This window comes from Rhodococcus sp. SB1D, from assembly GCF_048573875.1.
Classification (GTDB): domain Bacteria; phylum Actinomycetota; class Actinomycetes; order Mycobacteriales; family Mycobacteriaceae; genus Rhodococcus_F; species Rhodococcus_F qingshengii.
The window spans coordinates 140,904-153,786 of the sequence record NZ_JBMAIQ010000004.1; the positions used below are offsets into that span (position 1 = coordinate 140,904).

The 12,883-nt window shown below is 61.6% G+C and carries 12 protein-coding genes; 6 read left to right on the forward strand and 6 right to left on the reverse strand.

Annotation, left to right across the window (positions count from 1 at the left end):
* Window positions 1-15: 15 nt before the first annotated feature.
* A complete protein-coding gene (locus tag ACN50D_RS12130) occupies window positions 16-804 on the reverse strand; it encodes an SDR family NAD(P)-dependent oxidoreductase (protein WP_211922033.1) in 789 nt (262 codons plus the stop codon).
* An 88-nt stretch (window positions 805-892) separates the two neighbouring features.
* Window positions 893-1,927: an ABC transporter substrate-binding protein gene (locus ACN50D_RS12135; protein WP_211922034.1), complete on the reverse strand. Its 1,035-nt coding sequence runs from the start codon at window positions 1,925-1,927 to the stop codon at window positions 893-895.
* A gap of 204 nt (window positions 1,928-2,131) precedes the next feature.
* Between ACN50D_RS12135 and ACN50D_RS12140 the strand changes: the two genes are divergently transcribed.
* From ACN50D_RS12140 to ACN50D_RS12165, 6 genes are all read left to right on the forward strand, one after another.
* Entirely contained in the window at window positions 2,132-3,457 is a 1,326-nt protein-coding gene (locus ACN50D_RS12140) for an FAD-binding protein (protein WP_211922035.1), read from the forward strand.
* Between the two features lie 283 nt (window positions 3,458-3,740).
* Window positions 3,741-4,775: an ABC transporter substrate-binding protein gene (locus tag ACN50D_RS12145; RefSeq protein ID WP_211922036.1), complete on the forward strand. Its 1,035-nt coding sequence runs from the start codon at window positions 3,741-3,743 to the stop codon at window positions 4,773-4,775.
* 77 nt (window positions 4,776-4,852) lie between these two features.
* Window positions 4,853-5,614, forward strand: coding sequence for an SDR family NAD(P)-dependent oxidoreductase (locus ACN50D_RS12150; RefSeq protein ID WP_081559429.1), 762 nt, complete (start codon window positions 4,853-4,855; stop codon window positions 5,612-5,614).
* Between the two features lie 2 nt (window positions 5,615-5,616).
* Complete coding sequence (locus tag ACN50D_RS12155; protein ID WP_211922037.1) at window positions 5,617-6,780, forward strand: ABC transporter ATP-binding protein; 1,164 nt, start codon at window positions 5,617-5,619, stop codon at window positions 6,778-6,780.
* A complete protein-coding gene (locus tag ACN50D_RS12160) occupies window positions 6,780-8,486 on the forward strand; it encodes an ABC transporter permease (RefSeq protein ID WP_081559433.1) in 1,707 nt (568 codons plus the stop codon). Before ACN50D_RS12155 ends, ACN50D_RS12160 begins: the two co-directional genes overlap by 1 nt.
* A 20-nt stretch (window positions 8,487-8,506) precedes the next feature.
* Window positions 8,507-9,271 carry an SDR family NAD(P)-dependent oxidoreductase gene (locus ACN50D_RS12165; RefSeq protein WP_081559668.1) on the forward strand — a complete coding sequence of 255 codons (765 nt, stop codon included), beginning with the start codon at window positions 8,507-8,509 and terminating at the stop codon, window positions 9,269-9,271.
* A 27-nt stretch (window positions 9,272-9,298) separates the two neighbouring features.
* Here ACN50D_RS12165 and ACN50D_RS12170 read toward each other — a convergent pair whose 3' ends face one another.
* From ACN50D_RS12170 to ACN50D_RS12185, 4 genes are all read right to left on the reverse strand, one after another.
* Window positions 9,299-10,315: an MBL fold metallo-hydrolase gene (locus ACN50D_RS12170; protein ID WP_081559435.1), complete on the reverse strand. Its 1,017-nt coding sequence runs from the start codon at window positions 10,313-10,315 to the stop codon at window positions 9,299-9,301.
* Window positions 10,312-10,647, reverse strand: a complete 336-nt coding sequence (locus ACN50D_RS12175) for an EthD family reductase (protein WP_211922038.1) — start codon at window positions 10,645-10,647, stop codon at window positions 10,312-10,314. Before ACN50D_RS12175 ends, ACN50D_RS12170 begins: the two co-directional genes overlap by 4 nt.
* A gap of 72 nt (window positions 10,648-10,719) precedes the next feature.
* Window positions 10,720-11,343, reverse strand: coding sequence for a TetR family transcriptional regulator (locus tag ACN50D_RS12180; RefSeq protein ID WP_081559439.1), 624 nt, complete (start codon window positions 11,341-11,343; stop codon window positions 10,720-10,722).
* 27 nt (window positions 11,344-11,370) lie between these two features.
* Window positions 11,371-12,879: a class I adenylate-forming enzyme family protein gene (locus tag ACN50D_RS12185; protein WP_081559670.1), complete on the reverse strand. Its 1,509-nt coding sequence runs from the start codon at window positions 12,877-12,879 to the stop codon at window positions 11,371-11,373.
* Window positions 12,880-12,883: the final 4 nt, after the last annotated feature.

The following is a 12,883-nucleotide window of genomic DNA, read 5'->3' on the forward strand; positions in this document are numbered from 1 at the left end:
CGGAACTGACCCCGATCAGACGGTGAATCTACCACCGTTGCTCAGTAGTACGGCCCCGACGACGTTGGCGGCACCCGGCGACGCCAGGTACAGGATGTTATCTGCCAATTCCTCGGCGGTTGCGTAACCGCGGAATCCGTCCTGTGTCATCGCAGCGCGAAGGTTGGCCGGAGTGCGACTGGCCATCCCTGTGTCGACCGGTCCCGGAGCGATCGTGTTAACCCGGATGCCAAAGGGTGCAACCTCTTTAGCTACAGCCTGGCTTACCGCATGAACTCCGGCCTTCGAAGCTGAGTAGTGTGGGTAGCCGACAAGCGTGTCGAACGCCGAGGACGAGCCGACCGTCACGATGGCGCCGCTGCGGGCTGGTTTCATCGCCCGGACTGCTTCGCGGAGTATGAAGAACGTACCGTCGAGGTTGATCGACATGACGCGTCGCCAATCTTCGTCTTCGAGGCGAGTGAGAACGTCAACCGGTTCACTACGCTCAGCTGCCTCGTAGATGCGCTGTTTACTCTTCGGGTCGTCGACGCCGGCGGCATGGACGACGATGTCAACCCGCCCCTGCTCGGCGATCACTCTCGTGAAAGCCTGGGTCACCTGCGCCGAATTGCCGACATCCAAACCGATGGCCTGGCCACCGACCACAGACGCTGCTACCTCGGTTACCGCGGCTTCGTTGACGTCGCACAGATACACCGCCACGGCGCCCCGGTCAGCGAGCAGACGCGCTGTGGCAGCGCCGATTCCGGAACCTGCTCCGGTTACCACTGCGACCTGGCCCTCGAACTGCCGATCAGACATCGAATACACCTTTCAGTCCCGTCGATCCGCTTGGCGGCCGCGGGTATTACGAGTAGAACACGTGCACGTGGAACGGTTGTCAAGCAGTTCAGTTGAACAGGGCTTGGAGGTCGTCGCGGTAACGCGCGGCGCCGTCACCCGTGGTCACCTCGGTGTTCTGATCGGGAACCTCTTGAGCATTCGCGATCGAACCTTCGATGTCGGGCAACACCGAGCTGTAACCGACCGACGTGGCCTCCTGGCCGGGTCGGGTGACCATGAAGTCGGCCAATACCTGCGCGGCATTGGGATGCGGTGACGAGCCGAGAGTCAGGCCGTACCAACGCGCTCCCCAGATATGTTCTCCGGCAGACCATTCAACCGGTGCCCCGGACTCCTTGGATGCCAACATCGGATCGGCCATCAAGCCGGCGGCGATCTCACCGGAAGCGAGTGCCTGAGCGAGCGGCTGATTGCTCGGATAGATGCGTGGGTTCTGGTCGGCAAGCTTCTCCAGATACTCCCTGCCGCCGTAGTATTTCTCGATGTGGGAGTAGAAGTCCAGGTATGTCGGTGACGTTGACGGACTGACGATTCCGACCTTGCCCTTGAGCGCAGGAGCGAGAAGATCTGCCGGGGAAGAGACACCGCCGGGCAGCTGGTCGGTGTTCCAGCCGAATCCCAGGATCACTGCCCCTTCGAGGAAGTACTTGTCCGAGACGATGCTTGTATCCCGGCGATAGTCCGGGTTGTCGAAACTCGGGCCGATCGGCTTGGTCGCCTTGCCTGTATCCTTGACAGTATTCATCCACGACACGTCGGTGATCACCGCGAGGTCTCCGATTCCCTTGCCGGACTTGCTTTCGGCATCGATCTTGGAAAGCAGATCCGAATCGACTCCGCGGACTACCTCGAGATCGATTGCGGGGTAGGCCTTTTCGAAGGCAGTTTCCAGGGCTGCGAGTCGGGGCGCCGCCTGGGTCGAGTAAATCGTGACCTTTCCCTCGTCATTGGCCGCAGCAACGACGTCGTCCCACGAACCTGAAACCGGCTCTGACGGGGCAGCGGGAGCGTTGCTACACGCCGTCAACGCGAGCGCCACCGCGGCGAGTGCCACGGTTGTTCTGAAAACCTGAGGGATCATGCGAACTGCTCCGTTTCTGGTACCTGCCGACGCAGAATCAAACCTAATTCAGTTCATATTAGAGTGACTCAGCCCACAGTGCAACCGTCATGACGGCAGTGACATCGATTGACTCACTCCTCGCTGCGCTTCTACTGTAATCAAATTGAGGTCAGTTCAATTTGAACGGGAGGCGCTCACCGGCGCCGGACAATTGGAGTGAATTTGAGTAGCAATGAATACGATCTGCTGGTAATCGGGGCTGGAATGGCCGGATTGACTGCTGGGGCAAAAGCTTCCGCAGCAGGCAGGCGAGTGTGTGTGATCGAGATCAGCTCCGATGTCGGAGGTTCTGCGCGATTCGCTGGATACGCCTGGACTGCACCGAATCACGACGTCATGGCCCAACAGAATCCGAGGGGCGACGAATCTCTCAAGCGCCACCTCGTCGACAGCTTCGATGGCGGGGTCGAGTGGATCCGCTCGATTGGCATTGATGTCGACCCGGCGCAGCCCATTCTTAGCTTCGGCCGCGGGCACAGATTCGACACCAATCACTATGTCGACACCTGCAAGCGAATCGTGCTCGACGCCGGTGGATCGGTCGTGTTCAATACCGCGACCGAAGGGCTCCTGTTCGAGGACGGTGCCGTCCGCGGCGCCGTGGTGCGTACGGATGCCGAGCCTGCGCGCGAGATTCGGGCCGGCCAGATCCTCCTGGCAACCGGCGGATTCCAAGGCAACAAGGAGTTGCTCGCTCAGTACGTCCACCCGGACGCGGGCCGGATGGCTTTGCGCTCGAATCCCTACAGTTGCGGCGAAGGTTACCGCCTTGCGGTCGAGGTCGGCGCGTCGACCGGGGTCGAGGATGCAGGCTTCTACGGGCATCTGATTCCGAGCGGTGTGGAACTTGCCGATCCCGCGGACTTCGTCGACATGTCGCTGTACTACAGCGAGCACGCTCTTCTCTTCAGTCTTGACAACGAACGGTTCGTCGACGAAACGCTCGGGGATCACCTCACCACGATGGCTCTTCTCGAACAGCCGCAGGGCCGAGGCCTGCTGATTGCCGACGCGCGCGTGCACCGCGACTGGATGGTCGCGTCGTATGTCGAAGGTGCTGTGGCCGTTGACAAATTCGAACTTGCCAGCAGGCGTGGCGGCAGGGTCGGCCTCGCCGAGGACCTCGAGGAACTCGAGTATTTGCCGGAGGAATGGGGATACGACGGAGCGGCGATCGCTGCGGCGATCAGGAAGTTCAACGAGGCGGCCTCCCAGGGTGCAGAACTGGTTCCAGGCCGTAAACTCGATCGCGCTCCCGTACTCGAGGGGCCCTACTACGTGATCGAAACGGTTCCCGCGGTCACCTTCCCGTTTCACGGGATTCGGATCGACACGCAAGCCCGAGTTCTGGGCGCCGCCGGACTGCCCATCCCCGGACTGTTTGCGGCCGGCTCCGACACCGGCGGATTGTGGAACCGGGCGTACGCCGGTGGCCTCGCCTCGGCTCTGGTGTTCGGTCTGTCCGCAGCCTCCGCTGCCGTCGGCTGACTCGTTCCGTTGACGGTGTCGAGCCGTCGCCCGGTTTCTTCGAAGCAATTTCGACGTCCGCGAACTTCGTGATTGACATCACAAGCTACGGGCACTACCTTCGAACTGACATCAGTTCAGTTTAAGCGGGTGGCTCTCGATTCGGCAGCCTCCGCCCGAGACCAGGCGCGATGACACACCGCGCAGGGTCAGCTTCAGAAATGCCGACGCGAGAACATCTCTCACTGGAGTGCCCACGACATGTCGATACATCGACGTCCGACGGCATGCCCGAAAGGAAGCCATGAAGTCATTCGTCCGCACCCTGGTGGCGTTGAGCGCCGCCGCAGCCATGGTCGGCATCTCGGGATGTGGCAGTAGTGAACCCGCGTCTGCTGCCGTCGACGGCAGCTGGGAAGATGTGGTCGCCGCAGCGAACGAAGAGGGCAAGGTGATGCTCTATTCGAGCCAGAAGCCGGCCAACCTCGATGCGCTCAAGGTCGCATTCCACGCTGAGTACCCGCAAATCGAATTGGAATACGTTCGCGGTACCGATCCGGATATCAATCCCCGGGTCGAGACCGAACACAAGATCGGTAAGGGTACCGCCGACGTCCACATGCTCACCGACTCGGCGTGGATCCAGAACGCCGCCAAGTCCGGTACCTATTCCGCCGAATTGGTCGGGCCCGCACTCGAAGCCCCCGAATTCGATCCAGCGGCGAGCGTGCTCGACAACCGGTTCTTCCTCACCAGCGCGGCCGTCTTTGCGCTCGGCTGGAATACCGATGCGGTACCGAACGGACTGAAGACGCCGCAGGACATCCTCAATCCGGCCTACCGCGGCAAGATCGGCATCGTCAACCCTGTGGGGATCGCTTCGTACGTTGACATGTACCGGCACTTCGCGAACACATACGGGGAGGACTACTGGAACAAGCTTGCGGAGCTGCAACCCCGCATCTACCCGAGCGCGCTCGGTGTGGCCCAGGCCCTGACGTCCGGCGAGATCGTCGTCAGCCCCTCGGTGCAGCCGCTGGTGACCGAAATGAACTCAGGCGCGCCTGTCGACTGGGTGCTGCCGCAGCAGCCGTGGGGAACCCCGTGGTACTCCCACGTTTTGAACACGGCGCCGCATCCGAACGCCGCCCAGGTGTTGGCCAACTTCCTGGTAACTGTCGCAGGTCAGACCGCCCTCAACGACGGATACGCTGCTGCACTCCCGAATATCCCTGGGGCTGTCGCCCGGGCTCAGGACATCGCGCTGCCCAATCCCGAAGACTTGACACCGGAAAAGGTCGAGCAGTACTCCCAGCAGTGGCAAAAGCTCTTCCAGTAACACCGAAACATGGCTCCGCAGAACATAAGCGCCGATCAACAAGTGGAAGGCTGACCTTGAACCACCTCACGGATTCGATGCGGGGAACGAATGTTCTTGTCACGGGAGCATCCGGCGGTATTGGCGGGGCCTGCGCCGAACTGTTCGCCGCGCACGGCGCAACCGTGTACCTTACCGATGTCGACGACGACGCCGGAAGCGCGTTCACTGCGACGTTGGGCGCAAACGCGTATTACCGCCATCTCGACGTGACGAGCGAGACTGACTGGGCCGACGCAACAGCGGCGATGGCGGCGGCCGGCCACGACATGACGGTGCTGGTCAACAGTGCCGGAGCTGCGATGAAGGCTACTCTGGCAGATACGTCACTCGACCAGTTTCGTCGGATGATCGACCTGAATCTTGTTGGCACATTCCTGGGGCTGAAGGCCGCAGCCGCGTCAATGGCAGATGGTGGGTGCGTCATCAATCTCGCATCATTGCGTGGCGTGCTCGCGACCGCCGAGTTGGGTGCGTACGGCGCAGCGAAATTCGGGGTCCGAGCCCTGACCAAGGTGGCCGCACTCGAGCTTGCCGACCGCGGTATCCGAGTCAATTCCGTCTGCCCGGGCAGCATCGAAACCGAAATCACGTCGGTATCGGACTTCTCCAACGACGACGTCGAAGCGTATGTGCGCAGCATTCCGATGCAACGGCGCGGCGCGCCGAGCGAGGTCGCGAGGGTCATTCGTTTCCTGGCCACTGACGACAGCAGCTACGTAACCGGAACCGACATCCTCGTAGACGGTGGCCAGGCCGCCGGTGTTCGTACCCCCAAAATCTCGAACGAGAAAGTATAGAAATGGCATCACAATTCGCAGTTTCAGGTCTCACGAAGACTTACGGATCGAACGTGGTGGTCGATCAACTCGATCTCGAAATCGAGCAGGGCGAGTTCCTTGTCCTGCTCGGTCCGAGTGGTTGCGGCAAGACCACAACGCTGCGGTGCCTGGCGGGATTGGAAACACCTCAGGGCGGCTCGATCTCGTTCGGCGGTAGGCACGTTTTCGATGCCTCCACCAAAACCGATGTCCCCGCACACAAGCGGAACATCGGCATGGTGTTCCAGTCGTATGCGCTCTGGCCGCACATGACGGTCCGGGACAACATCCGATACCCGCTCAAGGTCCGCAAGCTCAAACAGGCCATCGCCGACGGTGCGGTGGAGAAGGCTGCCGAGATGGTCGATTGCGGCGCACTGCTCGATCGGTACCCGTCGCAACTCAGTGGTGGGCAGCAACAGCGAGTTGCGGTGGCCCGTGGACTCGTTGCGCAACCGGATCTGGTCTTGTTCGACGAACCCCTGAGCAACTTGGATGCACGCCTCCGCGACCAGGTGCGCTCCCAGATCCATCAGCTGCATCAAAGCCTGGGCTTTACCGCAGTTTTCGTCACGCACGATCAGGCCGAGGCTTTCGCTCTTGCCGACCGGATCGCAATCATGAAGTCCGGCAGAATCGAACAGTACGACGCGCCGGAGCACGTGTTCGAGAATCCGGTGTCCGAGTATGTCGCCGCTTTCATCGGCATGGGCAATCGACTGGAGCTGCGCCGCGCCCACGACGGTTGGAACACGAGCGCGAACGACGTCATCGATCTCAGCAACGCCAGCGTGCGGGACCGCGCTGACGAGGGCACCGCCGCGGTGGCGCGGTTCCGACCGGACGACGTGCAGATGCATGCCTCGATGGACGACGTTCCGGCCGGAAACGTTGCACTGCACGCCGAACTGGTGACATACGAGTATGCCGGACGACACTTCGACGTATTGGTCAAGACGGGTACCGAACAACTGGCATTGCGTGCCAGTGCCGCCGAACACAGTGCCACACTGCGCGCCAGTGATCCGGGTACGCCCATGGTGATCAGCTTCTCTCCGTCCAGTCTGCGGGTATACGCCGATCCGGACTCCACTGCGGTGACCGTTCCCGAACTGGTCGCACCGGGTGTAGGAGACCGATCCTGATGGCAACCGCAACCGCAACGGCCGGCGGATCCGTCAAGTCGTTCTCGATTTCACGGCAGTGGCAGGCCCGCATCGGCTACGCGATTCTGATCGCCGTTCTTGCGTATCTCGTAGTGCTGCCGATGATTCGGCTGCAGATGCTGGCGTTCGAGGACGGCGGCGCGGGTTACCGTACGCAGTACGGCCGCTACGATGTGGCCGAGGCGATCTGGACGACGATCGCCCTGGCACTCGGCTCGCTCGTGATCGCGATGGTCCTCGGTACCGTACTTGCGTTCGCCGCCAGCCGACTCCCGGAGAAACTGGGATGGCTTCGCATCGTCCCCATCCTCCCGATCGTCATGCCCGCCGTCGCAAACATCGTCGGCTGGGCATTCCTGCTCTCGCCCGGTCCCGGCTACCTCAACGTGCTCCTGCGCAAGCTCCCCTGGTGGAGCGGGACCGACACCGGACCCATCGACGTGTACACCATCCCGTGGATCGTGATCCTCACAGGTTTCGGCCTCACGTCGTTCGTCTACTTGTTCGTCAGCTCCGGCATGCAGAACATCAGTTCGGAACACCTCGAAGCCGCTCAGGTGAGCGGATCGTCAACGGTCGGAATCTTCTTCAAGATCGTGCTGCCCTTGCTGCGGCCTTCACTCATCTACGGCGGCGGAATCGCATTGCTACTCGGTCTGGGACAGTTCACCGGTCCGCTACTGCTGGGCCAGAATTCGGGCGTCAAGGTCCTGACCACGGAGATGTACCGCCGAGTGTCCGAGTCCCCTTCGGATTTCGCGGCCGCGGCAGCTGCCGGTTCACCACTGGTGATCTTCGGTTTAGTGCTCGTCCTGGTGCAAAAGGTGCTGCTGGGCAACCAGACTCGGTTTGTCACGCACGGAGGCAAGGCGTTTGCCTCGTCCACCGGCCGGGCTACCTGGGCGACGGCCACCGTGGTGATCTTCTCGATGTTCGCACTGGTCATTCCGCTGATCGGGCTGATCATCGTCTCGCTGACGCCGTATTGGTCAGGATCGCTGTCGTGGGGTTTACTGACCCTGGACAACTTCCGGGAGCTCTGGTCGACTAGTGCGATCACCGAATCCGTTGTCACCAGCGTACTTACCTCTCTGGGAGCGGTGATCATCTGCATTCCGATCGGGTACGCGCTGGCCAACCTCCTGGTCCGCGGGCGCCGCTTCAAGATACTGGCGCTGCTGGCCGATCTGATGACCGCCCTGCCGCTCGGCATCCCCGCAGTGATCTTCGGCGTCGGCTTCCTGCTGACCTACACCGAACCGCCGTTCATCCTGTACGGCACCCGCACAGTCATCATCCTCGTCTACATCGTTCTGATGTTGCCGTTCGCCACACGAATGCAGATGACAGCCATGCTTGCGCTCGGAAACACATACAACGAGGCCTCGGCCACCAGCGGTGCATCCCCCTTCGTCACGACGCTGCGAATCATGTTGCCGCTCATGCGTCCGACGGTTCTCAGTGCCGTCGCGCTGATGTTCATCTTGCTCACTCACGAGTTCGCCGCGTCGCTCCTGGTACGCGCTTCCACAACTCAGGTGATGGGAACGCTGCTGTTCGACATGTGGCAGAACGGTTCGTATCCGATGGTGGCCGCCATGGCGCTGCTGATGACCGCGGTGACCACGATCGGCGTTGCCATCGCCATGCTGGTCGGCGGGCGTAACGTCCTGAGCAAGCTGTGACAGAAAGTGAAGCTGAAACGATGTCGGTAGGCAATACTCGTTTGCGTGAGAAAGTGGTACTGGTTACCGGAGCCACCGGCGGTATCGGCGTCGAAATCGTCGGCCGCCTTGCATCCGAGGGTGCTTCGGTGATCGTGACTGATATCAGTGGTGACGCGTGCGCCGAAGTGGTCGCGAAGCAGGATCAGCCCGACCGCCATCAGGCTCTCGCACTCGACATCGCTCGCGAAGAGCAATGGCAGAGGGTCATAGAGGCTGTCACCGAGCGGTATTCCCGACTCGACGCCGTGGTGAACAACGGTGCGATCGGTAGTTTGGCTTCCGTCGTCGACGAAGACGTCGATCGGTACAACAAAGTCATCGAGGTCAGTCAGACCGGAACGTGGCTCGGCATGAAACACGCCGGGGCCTATATCGAAAGCACTGGCGGCGGTTCGGTCGTCAACATCTGCTCGATCCTCGGCACGGTCGGCGGATTGGGTAACAGCTTCGCCTACGCGGCCGCCAAGGGTGCGGTCCGCACGATGACAAAGAACGCCGCATTGCACTGGGCCACGAAGGGTGTGCGCGTGAATTCGGTGCATCCGGGATTTATCGAGACCCAGCAACTGCTGCGGCGTTACGAGGGTAGTGAGCGGCACCGGGCGATGATTGCGAATACGCCGATGGGCCGACTCGGCACGGCTTCAGAAGTTGCTGCCGCCGTAGCTTTTCTGGCTGGCGATGACTCGACGTTCGTCACCGGTATCGAACTCTATGTCGACGGCGGATGGACCTGCGCCTGAGGGGGTCGGTAAACGGGGTGGATCTCTTCAGTTCGAACTGAAGAGATCCACCCCGTTCCTGTTTTGCACGGACAACTGCCCACGTTCGACAAGCACGTCGAGGTGGGCAAGCGTCTCGCAGGTGGCCACCATCTGGTTGAAGGTATCGAGAGAATCGAAGCCGCGTTCGCGCCGGGTCCAGGTCAACACCTGCGCCACTTGCAGCCCTGAGACCTCGCCCAATTCGGCTACCGCAGAAGCAGTCTGACCTAGACGGTGATCGTGGTGCGCCAACAACTCCCGGCATCGCGCGTGCAGACCCGCACCGGTGCCGCCGTGCGCCGGCATCACGATCCGGTCCCGGTCGTCGAGCATCATCTCCAGCGAGCGGAGGTACGCTCCGAGTGGCAGCTCCCAATCGCCGAGTTCGAATCCGATCGACGGCGTGATCGTCGGCAACACGTGGTCTCCGGTGAAAGAGACGTCGCGTTCGAGGTCATGAAAAACCATGTGCCCCTTGGTGTGTCCGGGAGTGTGTACCGCGGACAAGCGATGGCCTGGAATATCGAGAGCGCCGGGGGAGAGCCAGTGATCGGGAGCCTCCCAGTCCGAGGGCTCGAAGGGTTCGTCGATCGAGTCTCGAGAGACCTGCTCGGCGATTGTCGCTGCGCCGGATCGGTGCAGCTGAAGAATTGAGCTCTCCGGAACATTGTTGCCCAGCTTGGCGATTGCGGCGATGCCGGGAGATTCGGCTGCGCCGAGGTGGATTCGAGAGCCATGCCGTCGACGCAGTTCAACGGCAAACGTGTAGTGGTCACGGTGGACATGCGTGACATAGATGTCGTGAATCTCCGCCGGGTTGCGACCGATCAGCGCTAGGGCGTCGGACAGTTCGGCGTGCGTGCTGTTGCGATGCCAACCGCCGTCGACCAGCGCCAGTCCGTCCGTGGTCTCGAGCGCGTAGACGTTGATTGCACGCAGGCCGTCCTGCGGCATCTGCAATGGGATCCGGAAAACGCCGTCGGCGACGCGATAGCAACCGGGCCGATCCCAAGAGTCGGTCATTTTCCGCTGTCGGCGAGCGGCACCATGGTCTTTTCGTCGCCGTACCACATCATCCGGCGGCCACCCATGGTTCCGACGTGATCAACGGCGGCCTGCCACTGCGGACTCGCCAGCGCGGCTTCGAGTGCCTCCCACGATTCGAAACTCAAGACGGACAAGCCATCCCACCCCTCCGACTTGCTGCCAAAAGCTTCGAGCAATTCGGTGTGCTGCCATCGCAGAAGGCCGGGAAGGGGATAGGTGACCTCCGCGTGTTCGCCGCGCCACCAAGTGATGAACTGCTGATGGGTCCAGTCGGTGGGGCGGGATGCGACGAGAACAAGATTGTACATTTCAACTCCTAATTGAATTCACTTTAGTTTAAGAGGGCAGTCAAAGTTGATACTCGCCGTGCGCGGAGTGATCTACGCGCACACCATCCGCAGGGCCGCATCGGTCACTCGTTCGGCGATCTCTGTCAGGCTGAGTTTGCCGTCCGGTCGGTACCAGCGCCAAACACTGATCACGAGGGCCAAGACGAGTCGGCCCATCAAACGAGGATCGGAATCAGCGAAGACGCCTTCCTTGATTCCGTTCGCGATCAGTGCGGTCCACTTTTCTTCGATCGCTTGGACGAGTTCACGGGACTTCAGTCGTTCGGACTCCTCTTTTTCCGACTGTCGTTCCGCAGCAAGAAGATCCATGTGGCTCTGAAGAATGCGGCGCTGCAGAGCATCCCTCGGTGAAGCCTTGAGTGATACGACGATTGCCGCCCTGAGTGCCGTTGTGGGATCCGAGTCGACCTCGGTTGCAACAGTGACTCGCTCCAACGAATCGGCCAACTCCAGCCGCATGATTGTCAGCAGGCAATGTGCTTTCGACTCGAAATAGTGATAGAGCGCCGTCTGTCCGATACCGACCTCGTCGGCGATCGACGCCCACTTGGTGTGCTCGTAACCCAGTTCGCCGAACTGGTCGATCGCCGTGGCAAGAATGAGAGTTCGTTTGGAGCGCGGACTCTCCCGGCGCAACGCGGTCTCTGCTGTCATGTGGCTCCCCCGGAGGTGCGTGGATGATTAGTTCGACCTTACCCCTTTTTGAGATGAACTCGTGTCAACTTCAGAGGCCAGGCCTGAGGCGAGCGCGACCGCATCGGTCCTGGAAAGTTTGCCGACTCGGTTCTGCGGAAGGTCTTCGACGGAGAAGAGAAACTCCGGCCACTTGAACTTTGGAAAGCCCCTCGCGGCAAGCTGGGTGGTCGCCTCCGCCAGCGTCAGCGGTTGACCACCGGTGACGACGAGGGCTGCCGCGCGCTCGCCGAGGAGGTCGTCCGGCACCGGCACAACGCAGACCTGAACCACTGCGGGTAGCGACGCGATCGCCGATTCCATTTCGTTGATGTCGATATTGCGGCCGCCGCGGATGATGATTTGTTTCTGGCGTCCCATGACGCAGATAGACCCGTCTTCGCCGACTTCGACCAGATCGCCCGTCGGCAGGAAGCCGTCCGCGGTGAGCTCGGGCAGTACCGGAGCACCGCCGCGCGCATAACCGACGAACAGCGACGGTCCCTTCACCTGAGCATCCCCGATCTCACCTGCAGTGAGCAATGCCCCGGCGGCGTCGACCGCGCGAACGACGGTGCCAGGGAACGGGCGGCCGTCCCGCCCCAGCCTGATGGCCGGCGGATCATCCAGACGCGGGGTCGTGTGGCCCAGGCATTCGGACATGCCGAATACTCGAAGGAAGGTGGTACCCAGGACGGTTTCGGCGTTCCCGAGTGTGCGCTCGTTCATCGGACCGCCACCAACCGTCAGGGCGCGCATCGCCGAGAGCTTACCGTCAGCTCTTTCGGTAACCGAGAGCTGTAGGGCCATGGTCGGCACCAACATCGTCCAGGCGACCCGATGCTGCGCCATTGCCTCCAGTGCTACCGCAGGCGACCACTTGGCGATCGAAACCATCTGTCCGCCAAGGAAGGCAGGTAGATACATCCCGAAACAGAAAGCTGCGACCGACGACAGCGGCACAAAAGCGCCGACCGCCTCACCCTGTTGCAATCCGACGGTATCGATGGTGCTCCGGCACGCGTAGCGGATTGCCTCTTCGGACTGGACGACACACTTCGGGCGACCGGTCGAACCGGAGGTCATTGCGATCGCGGTGCCGCCGCGCCAGCGCTCGATCGGGGCGAAAACGCCCTGCCGAGACCTGAGCACTCGCGTGCCGAAAGCCGTTAGGGAACCGGCAAACTGGTCGTCCTTGATGCCCCAGTGGGTCAGTGCATCGGCATCGGCAACCACGAGATCCGGGTCGATGTCGTCGATCGCCATCTCGAATTCGGATTCGGTGGCGTGTGGGCTGAAGACCGCCACTACGCCGCCGCGAAGTCCGATCGCGAGGGCGGTAGCCACCGTCTGCCACGTATTGTCGGCTTGAATGAGTGCAGTGGGCGCTCCGCTGTCGAGCGAAGCGATGGTATCGGCCAGCGAGCGAGCCGCCTCGACGATCGAACCGATTGTGTGAGAACCTAACTCGTCGATCACCGCAATCTCTGCCGGATTGCCTTCCGCCCGGGCGAGCATCTCC